Source organism: Aquimarina sp. Aq107, assembly GCF_943733665.1.
GTDB lineage: Bacteria > Bacteroidota > Bacteroidia > Flavobacteriales > Flavobacteriaceae > Aquimarina.
This window is the reverse complement of sequence record NZ_OX030782.1, coordinates 374,415-392,793: the sequence shown is the minus strand read 5'-3', so window position 1 is coordinate 392,793 and position 18,379 is coordinate 374,415. Positions and strand designations below refer to the sequence as shown.

The 18,379-nt window shown below is 31.0% G+C and carries 3 protein-coding genes; all 3 read right to left on the bottom strand.

Annotation, left to right across the window (positions count from 1 at the left end; genetic code table 11):
* Position 1 precedes the first annotated feature (1 nt).
* A complete protein-coding gene (locus tag NMK29_RS01470; protein WP_108802867.1) occupies positions 2-14,092 on the bottom strand; it encodes a non-ribosomal peptide synthetase in 14,091 nt (4,696 codons plus the stop codon).
* Positions 14,093-14,232: 140 nt separating this feature from the next.
* Entirely contained in the window at positions 14,233-17,469 is a 3,237-nt protein-coding gene (locus NMK29_RS01465) for a non-ribosomal peptide synthetase (RefSeq protein ID WP_108802866.1), read from the bottom strand.
* The gene (locus tag NMK29_RS01460) at positions 17,438-18,172 is read right to left on the bottom strand and encodes an aspartate/glutamate racemase family protein (RefSeq protein WP_108802865.1); all 735 of its coding nucleotides are present in this window, start codon (positions 18,170-18,172) and stop codon (positions 17,438-17,440) included. The genes NMK29_RS01465 and NMK29_RS01460 overlap by 32 nt, the downstream gene beginning before the upstream one ends.
* Positions 18,173-18,379: the final 207 nt, after the last annotated feature.

Below are 18,379 nucleotides of genomic sequence, written 5' to 3'. Positions count from 1 at the left end.
ATTATTCTGATATAATGTCGAGAATCTCGTCAATCTCAGGAGCATAATCTTTCTCTTCTTCTTTTTCCACTTTATCGTTGTTATCCTGCAAAAACAGATTAGTCAGTTCATTAACGTTTGGATACTTGAACAATAAAGCCATCCTGATTTCTACCCCAAATTTTCGACGTATTAAATTTTCCATTTTCATCATTTCCAATGAATTCATACCCAGATCAAAAAAGTTATCATTAATCCCGATTTCATTTTTTTCTCTATTCAATAAATCTGCGATTAATTGTATTAATCTTTCCTCAATTTCATTTCTTGGCGCAACATAATTCTTCGAAGAAATAGACTTATCTACTTTTGGTAGTTGATCTTTATCAACCTTACCATTTATTGTTAATGGAATTTTATCTATACTGATGATATGATCAGGAACCATATACTCCGGTAATCTTTCTAATAAATAATTTTGTATAAATTCTAACTTGATCTCTTGATCAGAAATATAATATGCTACTAATTCCTTATTTCCTGAATTATTAGCTCTAGATATAACCACACAATCTCTTATTTGTTCTAAAGTCTGCATACAAGAAACTATCTCGTTAAGTTCTATTCTATACCCTCTAATTTTTACTTGATTATCTTTTCTTCCTAAAAATTCAATTTTCCCATCTTCTAACCATCTTCCTAAGTCGCCTGTTTTATATAATTTTTCGGATATATTAAACGGATTTTGAATAAACTTTTCTTTAGTAAGATCAGAACGATTAAGATATCCGTTAGCCAAGCCTACTCCTGCGACACAAATTTCACCAATAACTCCCTTAGGTTGTATATTGTTATTTTGATCCAGAATATAAATTTTAGTATTATCAATAGGATAACCTATCGAAATTAAATCTTGATGCTTATTAATTTCTTCGGTTATACATCCTACGGTACACTCTGTAGGACCATATTCATTAAATATTTTAATAGAAGGGTTTATATCTCTAAGTATCCTAATATGTTGTTTATTTAAAGTATCTCCACCAATTATTGCTAATTCTATTGTTTCTGATTTTAAATCCAGACCATCCAATAAACTAACGTGAGCAGGAGTTAGTTTGATACACGATATATTACTGTCCAAATATGTTGATAATACATTGGTTAAATTATCTGCTACTTCAAAAACTTGTACCGCACCTCCCGAAACAAGCGGTAAAAACAAACTTGATATTGTAAGGTCAAAAGAAAGAGATGTAAACAATCCAAAATTAGTATTGATCAAATTATTTTCTAAGTAATATGATTTACCCCAGGATATATAATTATATAACGATTTATGTTCTATAATAACTCCTTTAGGGTTTCCTGTAGATCCCGAAGTATAAATAATATATGCAGGCAAGTCATTTGATAGATTGTAATCTAGAGGATCTATTTCTTTTGATATATCTAATTCGATATCAATTGCTAATACTTTTTCTTCATAATAATCAAGATCAAACATACTATTTGAATCAGTGATCAATAATTTGATGTTAGCATCATTAACTATAAATTCTTTTCGAATCCTTGGCAATTTTTCATCGATAGGTACGAATGCTGCTCCAGATTTCAATATACCTAAGACAGCTACTAAAATCCAATTACTAGGTTCTATTTGTATACCTACTAAATCCCTTTTACTAATACCATGATTATTTTTTAATTCATAAGCTAATTGGTCTGACAGTTTGTTTATTTCTTCATATGTCAATTCTCCATTTATATCTCTAACTACTATTTCATTTGGTTTTTGTTTTACTTGTTCAGAAAAGTCATCCAGAATTGTTTTGTTTGAAGGCTTTATTTCTGATACATTAAAAGTATTTGTAATTTGATTTACCTCTTCATCAGAGATATAATTAAAAGAATATAAAGGTTCTTCTGGAGCATTTGAAAATCTTTCAAGTAATCTATAAAAATGACTTACTAATAGTTTAATTCCTTCAGAATCATATTTAGATTCGTTATACCTGAAGTTTATTTTAATAGAAGAAGCAGTAGGTAAAATTGTCAAGTTAAAATCATAATTTGACTGGTCAGTTCCTCCAACAGATTCTACATTGATATCAACAGAATCTGATTGGTTCAAACGTTCTTGAATTGGAAAGTTTTCAAAAACAATAATACTATTTATAAGATCTTTCTTTATTGAACTTTGTGATTGAACTTCGGCTAAATTTAAATAGTGATGAGATCCGCAGTTTATCGAATTCTCTTTCATTTGATATATTAAATCGACTGGCGTAGCATCTCTTTCATAAGATAGTCGGACTGGTATCATATTACTGAATAAACCAATCATTTCTTCAATCCCTTTTAAATCGCCAGGTCTACCAGAAACTACAGTTCCAAAAACTACATCATTAACATCATTATATCTAGATAACAAGTATCCCCAAACACTTTGCATTAATGAATTTAATGTAACCCCTTTTGCTTGACAAAGTTCATTTATCTTATCAAACAATTCTCCTTCAATAGATAACCGTTCTTTTAATTCTTTATATGCTGTATTAGCATATTCAATATTTTTAAAAGGAATCTCCGGTACTTCATTGAAACCTAAAAGATAATTTTTCCAAAAATCAAGTGAGTCCTTTTTATCTCTTCGTTCTAACCATTTTATATAGTTTACATAATCTGCTGGCTTAGATAATTTAAGTTCCTTTTTCTTCTGAATAGAATCTAATATTTGATAAAAATCATTAATTAATATACTGGTACACCAACCATCTAATATTACATGATGATGACTCCAGATAAACTCAAATTCTCCATTCTTGAGTTCAAATATTTTTAATCGCATCTGCGAAGGAGCTTCTAATTCAAATCCTTCTTCTCTATCTTGTTCTTTTGCAGCTTCTATATACTTTTCTTGTTCACTTTGATCTAAAATATCAGATACTTTTTCATAGAAAAAATTACTTGGTACTGTTTTATGAACTATCTGGAGAGGTGTTCCTGCATACGCGTTAGTGAAACTGGTTCTTAATACTGCATATCTGGAAACCAATTGATCATACGCTTCTTTTAAATCATTTGTATTAAGATCTAAAGAATTTATTCTATATGTTGTTTGTTCAAAATACAGTAACGTAGAACTACTTGTTAACCAATGGAAATATATTCCTAACTGTAATGGTGATAATTTATATATATCTTCTATGGTTTGATCTTTATTTATCTCAGACAATTCCTGAATAGTAAGACCTTTGAATGTTAAATCTGATGGAGTAATACAGCTTGCTTCTTTATCTGACAATTGTAATATTAGTGATTCTAAATGTTTGTTATATGATTCACTCAACCTCTTGATGGTATCTGATTCATATACTTTATCACAATATCGGATAGAAATATTTAAACGACCTCCTATCATTATACCAGAAATATCTAAAAGAGTATCCTGACTATTTTCTTTAGCAACACTAGCACCGATATTTTCGTTAGAATATTCGAAGAAACCATCTTTATTCCCTCCTATTTTATCCCCAAAATCCCCTAAATAATTAAATAATATTTCTGGATGTATATCACCTGGTAGTTGATCTGTTAAATATTTAAGTACTCCATAACCAATACCTTTATTCGGGATCTTTCTCAGATCCTCTTTAACCTGAACCAATGCCTCTTCTGATGACAAATCGTTGGCCCTTAACAAAAATGGATATACTGAAGTAAACCATCCTACCGTTCGACTAACGTCAATATCCTCTGTGATTTGTTCTCGACCATGACCTTCCATCTTAATTATACTCTTGTCTAAGTCAAAAACATCTTTAATAGCTAATCCTAATCCTGTTAATAAAACATCATTAATCTCAGTATTATAAACACTATGTACTTTGGTTTGCAGCAAGTTTGTGACTTCCTCACTTATCACAAAACCCTGATTTGTATTAATCTTTAAAGGACCCGATGTTTCCTTATCTACTGGAAGGCGACCAAAACTTCCCTCTTCGACTAAAGACTTCCAGTACTCAAGTTCCCCTTCTAATGATTCACTCTTTGCATAATCCTGAAGTAAATTAGACCAATATTGAAATGAGTCTGTCTTTAGCGGTAATGATACCGAAGTCTCTAATGCATAACCATTATATAGTGATGATAAATCTTCCAAAAGAATACGCCAAGAAACTCCATCGACTGCCAAATGATGGATAATCAATGCCAAACGATCACCATCATCTAATCTAAAATGACCTATCTTAAATAAAGGACCTGTCTCGAGATTAATACTTGATTGTATCGAAGAACCTATTTCTTGTATTCGAGTAGTTGCATTTGTATCACCTTGTAGATCATAATAAATGATCTCATAATTATCCTTAGAAACATCACCATTCGTTTGAATCCAGCCATCTGATGAATCCTGATAAACCATACGAAGAGCGTCATGATGCTCACATAATGTAGCTATACTTCTTTCTAAAAAATCTTGATCGATTGCCTCCGAACTACGAAGTACAACAGATTGATTATAATGATGTGGATTGGCTTTCCCTAAGTCCTGAAAAAAGAATTCCTGAATAGGGGTTAAAATTATATCTCCTTCCACCAAACCTTGGTCTATATCACGAATATCTCCTGTAATATAGGTTGAAAGTTCTCCAAGAATAGGTGTACGTAAAATATCTTCTACCCTTAATTGATACCCCTGTTGTTTTAATCGGGAAACAACCTGTATAGATTTTATAGAATCCCCTCCCAGATTATAAAAATTATCTCGTAAGCCTATTTGATTTCTATTCAAAACATCTTGACAAACCGAAACCAAAGCATGTTGCTCATCTGTAACAGGAGCCTCATAAACAATACCTGTATCCAACGTAGTGAACACTTCTTTTGATAAAGCTTTCTTATCCACCTTACCATTATTATTAATCGGAATCTCATCTAATTGAACATAACTAGTAGGAATCATATAGTCAGGAAGCAACTTCTTTAAATAACTACGTAAACTATCTGAAGTCTCCTCTTCTTCTGAAACTAAATAAGCTACTAGTTCTTTTGATGAACCTGATGAATCCACCAGAACTGCAACTTCTTGAATCGAATTCTTACTACGAAGTTGAAATTCAACCTCTCCTAACTCAATCCTGTGACCATTAATCTTTACTTGATCATCCCGTCTACCCAAATACTCAATCGTACTATCAGGTAACCAACGTGCTAAATCTCCAGTCTTATATAATCTAGCATCTTCTTTAAAAGGATGAGTTATAAAACGTGTAGCTGTTAATGCTTCCTGATTCACATATCCTTCTGCTAACCCTTTACCCCCAATACAAAGCTCTCCTATAACTCCTTCCGGTAGTATATTATTATTCGAATCTAATATATAGACTTCAGTGTTACAGATTGGACTACCAATGCTAATAGGACCTGATGATAATTCTGTTCCTTGATCTATGCGAAGTATCGTACCACAAATACTTGTCTCTGTAGGACCATAAGCATTAAAATAAGTACCATAAGATAGATATGACTTAACACTTTCATAATCAGGAGACTCTCCAGCAGTAACCAGATATCTCATATCCCGTAAACTCTCTACATCCATCAATCGAAGATAGGCAGGAGGTAATGTGGCGATATCTATTTCATGTAACTTAATAAAATCTTCTAGTAATTTAGGATCCGTACGCTCATTATCACTCGCTATAAACAAACCACATCCTGATAATAATGTGATAAAAATCTCTGATATAGAAGCATCAAAAGAGTAAGAAGCAAATTGTAAACTATGGCGACAATCCAACATACAGAATATTGAAATCTGTGACATAATCGTATTAATAATACTACCACGAGAAACCATAACTCCTTTGGGCAAACCTGTTGAACCTGAAGTGTAGATAATATAAGCTAACATAGAATCTTCAATAACAACACCTAAGGAATCCGAAGCATAGTCAGAACCATCAAACTCAACATCTATCGCTAATAAATCCCCAGAATAATACTCCAAATCAAACATAAACATCGTCTCTGTAATTAATAAATTAACAGACGAATCTTCCAGAATATGAGATTTGCGATATTCTGGTAAATCTGGATCAATAGGAACATAAACCGCTCCTAACTTTAAAATACCTAAAATCGAAACAATAACACGATCACTACGCGTTAAATGCACCCCCACACGATCTCCAGGTTTAATACTATAATTATCACGTAAACAATGAGACAATTGATTAGACAACTCATCCAATTCACTATAGGTGAGACGAGTATCATTAAAATACAATGCTAAACTATCAGAATGAGAATTCACAATAGATTCAAAACCTGAAACTAAATCACTCACCGAATAAGTTACTTCTGTAGCATTTTTTTCCGAAACCAAAGAGTTAATCTCTTTCTCTGGAAGGTAGTTTAAGGTGGTAAGTTCTTGATCAGAGTTATATAAAAACTCCTCGATCATAATTTGCATATGCTCAACTATTGTGCGAATACCTTCTTCACTATATTTTAAAGTATTATAGCGGATTTTAACCCTTAATGAATCTGGATTAGGTATTATTACAATATTGAAATCATAATTTGATTGATCAAAAAAATCTACTGATTCTATTCTAGAGTTTTGAATACTATTTCCTGAATTGAAATCTTCCTCAATAACTTCTTGAACTGGATAATTTTCAAAAATCATAATATGATTAATTAAATTCATCCCTAATTCACTTTCAGATTGAATACTACCCAAACCAAGGTAGTGATGCGAATTTCCTTCAATACCTTTTTTATGTATTTTCTGAAGTAAACTTATAGGTGTTTCATCTTTTGAAGTAATTCTTACAGGAATAGTATTACTAAACATACCTATCATAGTTTCAACCCCCTTTAAATTGCCAGGTCGACCAGATACAATAGTTCCAAAAACTACGTCTTCCTTATCATTATATCTAGAAAGTAAATACCCCCACACACCCTGAATAAAAGTGTTAACAGTAACTCCTTCTTGATTACATAATTTTGATATTTGATCGTAGACATCAGGTTTTATTATAAACTCCTCTTTATTCTCTACATATGATCTGTTTTCTGTTGAAATGGAAAAAGGAATTTTAACCGCTGTATCATATCCTTTTAAATAGCTTTTCCAATATCCCAAGGAATCTTTTTCATTTATTTTATCGATCCATTTTATATATTCTGAGTATTTAGATGGTTTAGGAAGTTCTATTGAATTGATTAATTGATAAAAATCATTAATTAATATACTCATACACCATCCATCCATAATGATATGATGGTGACTCCAGATAAACTCATACTCTCCAGAATCAATTTCAATTACCTTAAGTCGCATTTGAGATCCTGATTCCAAATTAAAACCTTCTTCTCTATCTTGTATCTTTCTGGACTGAGTAAAGGTTTCTTTCTCCTGTTTACCTATACCATCAGGTACTTTTTCATACGAAAAATTACTAGGCACTGATTTATGTACTACCTGAAGTGGTGTTCCAGCATAAGCATTGGTAAAGCTAGTTCTTAATGCTGCATGTCTATGAACCAATTTATCATAAGCTTCCTTTAAAACATCAACCTGAACATTATTTGATAAAATTCTATAAGAAATTTGCTCTAAATACATAAAGCTCGAGCTACTAGACAACCAGTGATAATATATTCCTAATTGCAAAGGAGATAATTTATATAAATCCTCTATATTATTATTGCTATTGATGACATCTAACTCTTCTACTGTTAGCTCTTTAAAAGTTAAATCTGAAGGTGTTATTTTACTAAACTCATTTGCTGATAATTCCTCTATCAACCCTTTTAGGTGCTTATGATATGACTCTGATAAGCGTTCGATTGTCTCTGAGTTATATACCTCATCGGAATAGCGGATAGAAATGTTTAACTCTTCACCTGCCATAATACCAGAAATATCTAAAACAGTATCCTCTCCATTTCTCTTATCTATAGACGCTCCAATATTATCCCCAGAATATTCAAAAACACCCCCTTTTTTAACACCTGCTGTATTACCAAAATCCCCAAGGTAATTGAACAATATTCTAGGCTTGATATCTTCTTTTATACTTTGAGTTAAATACTTCAATATTCCATAACCAATGCCTTTATTTGGAACCTTTCTTATAGATTCTTTAACATTTACCAAAGCTGATGACAAACTATCCTTTGAAATATCAATTACCAATGGATACGTTGTAGTAAACCAACCTACTGTTCTACTTATATCTAACTCTTCCTTGATTTGCTCACGACCATGTCCCTCTAACTTAATCAAACTCTTCTCTAAACCAAAAACCTCTTTTAGAGCTAAACCTAACCCTGTGAGTAAAACATCATTAACTTCTGTGTTATAAACCCCATGAACCTTTGTCTGTAACAAATTGGTAACCTCAGGGCTTAGCGCAAAACTCTCCCTACTGTTAATTGTTGTTACTCCTATTGGATTTTTATCTGTGGGTAATGCCTTCAAACTTTGATCTTTTAGCAAAGATTGCCAATACTCTTGTTCCACTTCTAAAGCTTCACTCTTAGAATATTCCTGTAATGCATCTGACCAATATTTAAAAGAATCTGTCTTCAATGGTAATGATACTGCAGTATTGGATCGATATCCTTCATATAATGCAGTTAGGTCCTCTAAAAGAATACGCCAAGAAACTCCATCAACTACTAAATGATGTAATATTAAAGCTATTCTGTCTCCATCATCCAATCGGAAATGACCTATCTTAAACAACGGGCCGAACTCTATATTAATACTAGATTGTAAGGCAGAACCTAACTCATAAAGCTTATCCTTAGCATTTGTTTCTCCCCGAAGATCATAGTAGCTTATTTCATAATGAGTACCAGAACTCCCTTTATTGGTTTGAGTCCAACTTGTTTCTGATCGATTATAAATCATACGAAGAGCATCATGATGGCTACATAATGCAGCTATACTCTTTTCCAACACATCTCCATCTATATCTTCTGAACTCCTTAAAACCAAGGATTGATTATAATAATGAGGGTTCTCCGTCGCAAGATCTTTAAAAAAGAATTCCTGAATCGGTGTTAAGGCTAAAGTTCCTTCTACCGTAGCTTGATCTATATCTCGAATCTCCCCTGTAATATGTGATGATAATTCTATAAGTATAGGATAACGTAATATATCCTCTACTTTTAATTGATATCCATGTTGTTTTAAACGAGATACTACTTGAATCGATTTGATAGAATCTCCTCCAAGATTATAAAAATTATCTCGCATACTTATCTGCTCCCTATTAAGAACATCTTGACAAACGAGTACCAAAGCTTTTTGTTCTTCTGTAACCGGTGCTTCATATTCAATACCTGTAGAAATCTCTGTAAATTCCTCTTTAGATAGCAACTTCTTATCTACTTTACCATTACTAGTAATAGGTATATGATCTAATTGAATATAGGTATTAGGAACCATATATTCTGGTAGTCTAGACCTCAAAAACGTTCGTAGACTATCACTTGTTTCTTCTTGATCTGATACCAAATAACTAACCAAACTCTTCTGACCTTTATCCTCTTGTACAAAAACAGCCGCTTCCTTAATTGAAGGTTTACTTCGTAGTTGAAACTCTATCTCTCCTAGCTCTATACGATGACCGTTTACTTTTACCTGATCATCTTGTCTACCTAAATATTCTATCGTACCATCCGGTAACCATCTACCTAAATCTCCTGTTTTGTAAAGCTTCTCTCCTGACTTAAACGGATGCGAAATAAAACGAGTTTGTGTTAGCTCTTCTTGGTTCAAATATCCTTCCGCCAATCCTTGGCCTCCTATGCAAATTTCTCCCGAAATACCTTCTGGCTGTACATTATTATATGTATCCAAAATATAAACTTCCGTATTCCAAATTGGACTACCAATACTTATAGGACCTGAAAATAATTCTGTACCTTGATCTATACGAAGTATCGTACCACAAATACTCGTCTCTGTAGGACCATAAGCATTAAAATAAGTACCATAATTCAAAAAAGCTTTTACTACATCGTAGTCTGGAGATTCTCCTGCTGTAACTAAATATTTTAAATTCGATAGACTTTTTATATCCATCAAGCGTAAATATGCAGGGGGAAGTGTAGCTATTTCTATTTTATTAGTTGTAAGATAATCTGTTAAAGCTTCCGGATCATTTCGCTCCCGATCCCCTACTATATATAAACTACTTCCTGATAATAAAGTGATAAAAATTTCTGATATAGAAGCATCAAAGGAATAGGAAGCAAATTGCAAACTCCTTGTACAATCCGACAGGTTAAAAATTGAAATTTGAGACAAGATAGTATTGATAATACTACCGTGTGAAATCATAACCCCTTTAGGCAAACCAGTTGAACCTGAAGTATAAATAATATAGGCCAACATAGAATCTTCAATAACGATATCCAAGGAATCTGAAGCATAATTACATTCATCAAACTCAACATCAACTGCTAACAAATCCCCAGAATAATACTCCAAATCAAACATAAACATCGTCTCTGTAATTAATAAACTAACAGACGAATCTTCCAGAATATGAGATTTGCGATACTCTGGTAAATCTGGATCGATAGGAACATAAACCGCTCCTGCCTTTAAAATCCCTAAAATAGATACGATAACCTTTTCACTACGTAACAAATGAACTCCAACCCTATCTCCTGGCTTAATCCCATAATCATTCCTGAGGCAATTAGCAAATTGATTTGATATTTCATCTAACTCCTTATAACTAAGTTCAGTCCCTTCAAAAAACATTGCCAAAGTATCCGGGTTGGTATCTGTAATAGCTTTGAAACCTGAAACAAGATTTGTAGGAGAATAATTCACACGAGTAGAATTATTATCCTCAACTAGCATCTTAAGTTCCTGACTTGAGATATAATTAATTCCCGAAATACTCTTTTTTGATTCTTTTAAAAGGTTTGATAAAATACTTTTGAAGTGTTTTATTAAATTTTCTATAAAATCTTTTCCATATACATCTTCATTAAACTTAAGAGTCATTACTAATGAATCCCTAGTTTCCCCAAAATGAAATTCTATATCATTTTTACTAAAACAAGCTCCAGAATCTATGATTAAACCTTCTTCAAAATTGTCTTCGGTTAAGATATCTTTCTTTGAAATATTATGAAAAGTAACCGAAATATCGAAAATGGGATTTCTACTTAAATCCGTTTTAATTCCCAAATCGTTTACAATATCATTAAAAGGATACTGCTGATTTGCATAAGCCTCTAATGTATTATTTTTGATACTATTAAAAATATCTAAGAAACTTTTCTGTTGATCTATTTGATTTCTTAGTACAAGAATATTCCCAAAATAACCAATTAAATTTTCCAGTTCTAACGCATCTCTTCCTGCAATTGGTGCTCCAATGATTATATCGTTATTATGTGTATACTTGCTTAATAAAATTTTTATAGCAGATAATATTCCTATGAAAATACTTCCTTCGTTTTCATTACAAAATGAATTAAGTTCTTTTATTACATCCTTATTTATAGAAGTACTAAGTTTTCTACCATTAAAAGTTTTGATAGATGGGCGATTTTTATTTGTTATAAAATCTATCCTTGGCAGTTCTCCTTCCAATTTATTTGCCCAATAGTCTTTTTGACCTTCTATTGTATTAGAATCAAACCTCGTGCTTAACCAAGCTGAATAATCCTTGTATTGTATTTTTAGTTCGGGAAGAACAGGCTTTTCATCTTTAAGATATGCATCATAAAAGAGATTAACTTCTTTAATCAAAACCTCTTCGGACCATCCATCACTTATAATATGATGCATATTAGTATAAAATATATATCCCCCATTAATTTTGATTAGACAACATCTAAACAAAGGGCCTTTTTCGAGGTCAAATGGCTCGTTCGCATCTTTCGAAATATAATCTTCAAATTCTGAAGTCTTGTCTTCAAAATCTTTAAAATTTACCCTAAAACTAATATCATCAATACCTAACACTTTTTGAAAAACTTCTTCATCATTCGGAGAGACAAACACAGTTCTTAACATTTCGTGTCTCTTGATTACTGATAGTATTGCTTTTTGTAAAAGATTTATCTCAATATTACCATCCAACTTTACTTGTCTTGGCATATTAAATGCTACCGAATTTTTCGGAATTTTGGACATAACCCAAAGTCTATACTGTGATGGAGTTACTATGTGGTTTTCCTTTTCATCCGTTTTTTCAATATACTCAACAACTTTTTGTTCTTTACTTCTTATTAACTTCGATTGCGACTTTATAGTTAAATTAGAAAATAACTCTGTAATATTAAGTGCTACGTTAAACGTATTACTAATTCTCGAATTAAGGCGTATAAGTTTTATACTATTCCCTCCCAGAAATAAAAAATTATCTTCTAAAGAAATTGTCTCAACACCTAAAAGTTCCTTCCATATTAGTTTTAATTTCCCCTCTGTCTCATTATATACTTCCGGTTCTTTTTTTGAATTCAAGTACTCCTTTGCTATAGTTTTTAGAGCCTTAACATCAATTTTCTTATTTACATTAAACGGTATCTGTTTAAGAGGTATGAAAAAGGAAGGTACTTCATAAGTAGATAATTTTGATAGACTATACTTTTTAATATCGTTTTCAATTCCATCCTCGGAGCTCTGATAAAAACAATAAAGATTATATTCCTTTTCAATACCTTCTAAAAGTAAACATTTGGTCATCCGTACCTTATCAGAAGCAATAATCACCTGTTCAACATAGTTGGTATCAACTCTTACGCCATTAATTTTTACAATCCCGTCTTCTCTCCCAATTATTGTTACATTTCTTTGCGCATCATATTTACCATAATCTCCACTATCATAAATAATATCTTTTTCTAAATTAAGTGGGTTTTGTATAAATTTCTTAGCTGTAAGTTTTTCATCCTTATAGTAACCTTTAGACAAAAAAGGTGTTTTTATGAAAATCCTTCCTACTTCATTAATTTCGCAGACTTCATTTTCTTTGTTCAGAATTAAGATCCCCGAATTAGAAATAGCTTTCCCAATACTTACGACATCAGAAGAAGGACTATTTATATTATCCTCTATCTTATAAAATGTTTTAACTAATGTCGATTCTGTAGCTCCATATAAATTAACCATCAGAGTGTTGTTCCCATATCGTTCTCTCCAATTGATAATGTCTTTATAGAATAACTTTTCTCCTGCCAAGAACAATAATTCCAAATCCTTAAAAGGATCAGAATTCGTATCTTCTATCAACAATGTTCTAAAAATAGTTGGTACCGTATGAATTAAGCTGATTTTTTCATTTCTTATCCAATCTGATAGTAGAACAAAGTTATTTTTAACGTTTTGGGGAGGTATACAAATCGTACCACCACTGATCAATGGCACAAAAACATCTCGCAGTGAAGCATCAAATGACATACTGCCTAAAAAACCTAGCCTAACATCTTGAGAGATGTTAAATTCATTAACTTCCCAGTGTATATAATGGCTTAAACTTTTATGTTGTCCCAGCACCATTTTTGGTGCTCCAGAAGACCCTGAGGTAAAGAAAATATAATTTGAATCTTCTCCAGAAATCTCAAGATTTGGATTCATATCAGATGATGTAACTCCAATTAACTCCTTTGTATCATTTTCACCTAAACCATTTATTTCCAAATCATTGTTGTCAAAACTTAAAACAATAATATGAGGAATCGTATATTCGAATTGAGAATTATATTTTTCGATTTCCTCTACACCTTTTTTATCTAATAATAAAATTTTAGGTTTAATTACTGTGTAGATTTCTTTCCAATGGTTTTCTTTAAAATTTCTATCAATCGGAATATAGATCGAGTTGGATTTGAAAATACCTATTAAAGAAATGATATTAAGTATTTCATCAGAAAATAGTGTGGCCACCTTATCTCCTTTATTAATATCATTATTTATCAATACAGAGGCTATGTTATTTGCAAAAGTATTAAGTTTTGAATAGGTTATATTTTGACTATCTGATTGAATAGCTATTTTATCTTGAAATTTTTCAACGACAGTTTCAAAAACAGTATGTACTACTTTTTTATTCATGATTTTGTGAAAATGAAATTTTATTTAATTGTTTAAAGAAATTAATCTTTGTGAAAGGTGTAACTTATTAAATGCATAGTATTAGAAACACAAAACATCCTAAGTGATCATCTAAGGGAATTATATTATTCTGGATAAGGTTAAAAATCCTCAGAAAAATGAGTTTCAAATTGTTCTTTAAAAGAGTCATGTTCTTCCTGATCAATTTCAGTTTTTAGGATATTTTCAGACTCAGCAATGGTAGTTTGAGGATTATCAATTATATACTCTAATAATTTCAAAAAATCTTTATTAAAGTCTACGATATCAGATTCTTCAAAAATTGAATTATTAAAGATTAATGAATAATTTACTTTGTTTTTTAAAACCGTAAATCGGAAAGAGATATCGAACTTAGTTTTTGTTTCTACTATTGGATCTTCTTGTTCAAGTTCTAATTTACTTTCTACATCTATATGATTTACAACGAGAAATACTTTAAAAATAGGATTAGTTAAGCTTCCCTTATTGGTGTTAACATTTTGAACTAATAAGTCAAAAGGATAATCTTTATTTTCTTGAGCACGAAGTACATTTTTCTTGACATCTTCAAAATACTGAATTAAAGATTGTTTTTTATCAATTTTACTTCTTATAGCAAGTGTATTAAGGTGTAATCCTATTTGCTCTTTTAGATCCCAGTGAGATCTACTGCTAAAAGGACTACCTATAATGATGTCTTTTTCATGCGAATATTTATATATCAAAATACTTAAGGCAGTATAAAATTGAATATAGAAGGTAAGACTATTCGCTTGGTTAAATGCTGATATTTTATCAAAAAGCACCTCGTTAATTTGGGAATAAAGCATTTTTCCCTTGTATTTTTCTAAATGATTACTTTTAGCTATTGATAATGTAAGTTTGGGTATATTATTTTTATAAATTGATAACCAGTACTTTTCTTGATCGTTATAATTTTTTATAGTCTCATTTTGCCAAATTGCATAATCCTTGTATTGAATTCTGAGTTCAGGAATAGCCTCTACCCTTGTGCCATTAAGAAGATTGTAAAAACTCATTATATCCGAAGACAAAAGTTTAATAGATTCTGCATCTGATATTAAATGATGCATATTGTAATAAAAAAGTGAATAGTTTTGATCTATTTTTATTACCGTTGCCCTTATTAGAGGCCCCTTTTCTAAATCAAATGGTATGTAAGAGTCATTGTTCACATATACCATTGCATTTTCTTCGGCATCTAATTTCTCAGAAAAATCTGTATATTTTATTTTGAAATTAAAGTCTTCATTAGATATCACTGATTGATATGTTTCTTCTCCATGTTGTTTAAAAACAGTCCTTAAAATTTCATGTCGTTCAATGGTTTTATAAACGGCTTTCTCAAAAAGCTCTTGATCAATATCAGAAGGCAACTTTATATAACTAGGCATATTATAGGTTTCTGAACCAAATAATTGACAAGCAGTCCAAATACTTTTTTGAGAAAATGACAATGGAATTTTATCTACTATCTCATTTTTTTTGATTTCTATATAGTCCTTTTTCTTTGACTTTAATATCAAGTATTCATGTGATTCTAAAACAGGGTTCTCAAAAATGTCATTTAAGTTTAGTTCTACTTCGAAAAATTTCTGATAAGCCGCTATTAATTGTATTGCATTAATACTTTGTCCACCAATAAGAAAAAAATTGTCTTCTATACTTATGGTATCTATTTTCAAGATCGATTGCCAAATGTTTACTATATCTTCCTGTATTTTGCTCCAATTGGTTCTTTTTACTTTTTGTGTTCTTTGTTCTTTGATCTTGTTTTTTAGTACTTGAATATCAACTTTCCCATTTGCATTAGTTGGAAAATCTTCAAGATGGATGTATAAGGATGGAACTTCATAAAAAGATAAAAACTCAGAACAATGTACCTGTACAGCTTTGTCCAAATTTACATTTGCTTTATAAAAACAAACCAAATTAGAATCTTCACCTCTGTCGTGTAATATACATTTAACATCTGCAATTTCTTCTATGGATAAAATTACTTGTTCTATAGAATTAAGATCAATTCTTACTCCATTAAGCTTTACGATAGCATCTTTTCTCCCTAATACTATAATATTTCTATCCTTATCGTATTGTCCAAAATCTCCTGTTTTATATATTATATCTGGAGTAGAAGATAATGGGTTTTGAATAAAACGCTTTGAAGTTTCTATAGGGTTCTTAAAATATCCTTTGGATAGAAATGGTGTTTTTATAAATATCTCTCCTTTCTCTCCTATACGACACAATTTGTTATTAGAATTTAGGATAAGAATTACTGTTTTAGAGATTGGTTTGCCAACAGATAAAAGGTCAGAAAAATCTCCTGTTATCTTTTCTTTTACCGTGTAAAAAGTTTTAATCAATGTAGATTCTGTAGCTCCATAAAAGTTAGTTATTTTCGTTTTATTACCGTATTTGTTTTGCCAGTTGATTACATCTCTTTTATACAATTTTTCACCGGCCAGAAATACATGCCTTAAATGGAACTCTTCTGTAGTATTATCCTCGGAAAGAAGTAATCGAAAGAAAGTTGGGACAGTATGAATTAATGTAATTTTACTTTTCCTCATCCATTGACACAATTTTACAATGTTTGCTCTTATCTCTTGAGGAGGTATACATATAGTTCCTCCATTAGCAAGGGGTAGAAATACATCTCTTAATGATGCGTCAAAAGAAAATGATGTGAATTGACCTACTCTATCTTTTTCAGTAACTTTAAAAGTTTCTGACTCCCAATGTATAAAATGACTTAAGCTTTTATGCTTTCCTAATACCATCTTTGGTGATCCCGTAGAACCAGAAGTAAAAAAGATATAATTAGCCTCTTCTCCTGTCATCTCTGGTAAGGTTATATTTTTATTAAAAGCGGCTACATCTATCTTTTTTTCTTCTTCCTTCTTATAATACCAGAAATCTAATGAATTCTCTTTCCAGTCAAATAAGATAATGTTAGGAACTTTATAATTAAAAATCTCACTAAAAGTTTCAATATCTGTTATATGTTCCTTACTAGTTAAAATAACCTGAGGTTGAACAGTTTCAAATAATTCTCTCCAATGATTTCTCTTATATTTTTTATCAATAGGAACATATATTCCTCCCGATTTAAAAACCCCTATTATTGAAAATATATAGAATAGCTCCTGATTGAAATATGTTGCAACACAATCTTGCTTGTTACTATAATTACGTAATAAAAAAGCTATCTTATTGGTAATATTATTTAATTGATCGTATGTAAAGTTTCCTAAAGCAGATTCTATTGCCACATTGGTTTTATACTGCTCAACTTTACCTTCAAACAAGGAATGTATCAGCTTCTTGTTCATTAGTAGTTTTCTTTAGATTCATTACTTTTATAACTTCATCAACTAGTACCGACATTGTATCAATGTATGGGATTTTGGTTGTAATATTCTCATATCCGATCTGGACTTCGGAGCATCCTCCTACCATAACATCTACTTCATACTCTTTAAGAGTATCAAATGCTTTTTCGAAAAGATAATATGCTTCTTCCTTAATTTCGGAGGATTTTAAACCACCATCCATATAAATAGACTTCATAAAAAGTTCTTCCTGTTCTTTTTCATTCAGTGTAATCAAATCTATTTCTTCAGAGTGTTTATGAAAAAGCTTCGACTTTATTGTCCCTGTTGTAGCCATAAGACCAATTCTTCTGTAGCCTTTTTGTAATAATACATTTATAGTTAGTTCTACTGGATTTAAAATATTCTTAAGCAACTCTTTATCCAACATATTAACAAAATGATACGAGGTTATACAGGTTAAAACAATATAATCAACTTGTAACTCGTTCATCATCTTTATGGACCTTAACAGTTCTCTTTCTGGAGATTCTTTTCCATATACTATAGCTAAAGTCCTATCTGGAACACTACTATTGTTATGTAATATAAACTCCGGAAAATCCTGATCCTTAGGCGCATGTATTTGATCAATCAATTTATTGACAAAATACAACCCAGCTCTTGTTCCCATACCGGAAATAATTCCAATCTTTTTTTTCAACTTATTATTGTATTTATATGGTAATTAGAAAATTGATAACCCAAATTCTGTATTACACCCAATACATTTTAAAACCATGCCTATTCTTATATAGACATACCTAAATAACATGGAGTTAACAGGAAAAAAGTTACTTTCTTAATTAAGTGAGTTTTTAAAAACTGTATTAAATATTTACAGTTTAAGACGAGGTCGTTTTAATAGATT

Coding starts and splice junctions, on each gene's coding strand:
- NMK29_RS01470 (WP_108802867.1), bottom strand. CDS start 14,092: ATGAATAAAAAAGTAGTACATACTGTTTTTGAAACTGTCGTTGAAAAA.
- NMK29_RS01465 (WP_108802866.1), bottom strand. CDS start 17,469: ATGAACAAGAAGCTGATACATTCCTTGTTTGAAGGTAAAGTTGAGCAG.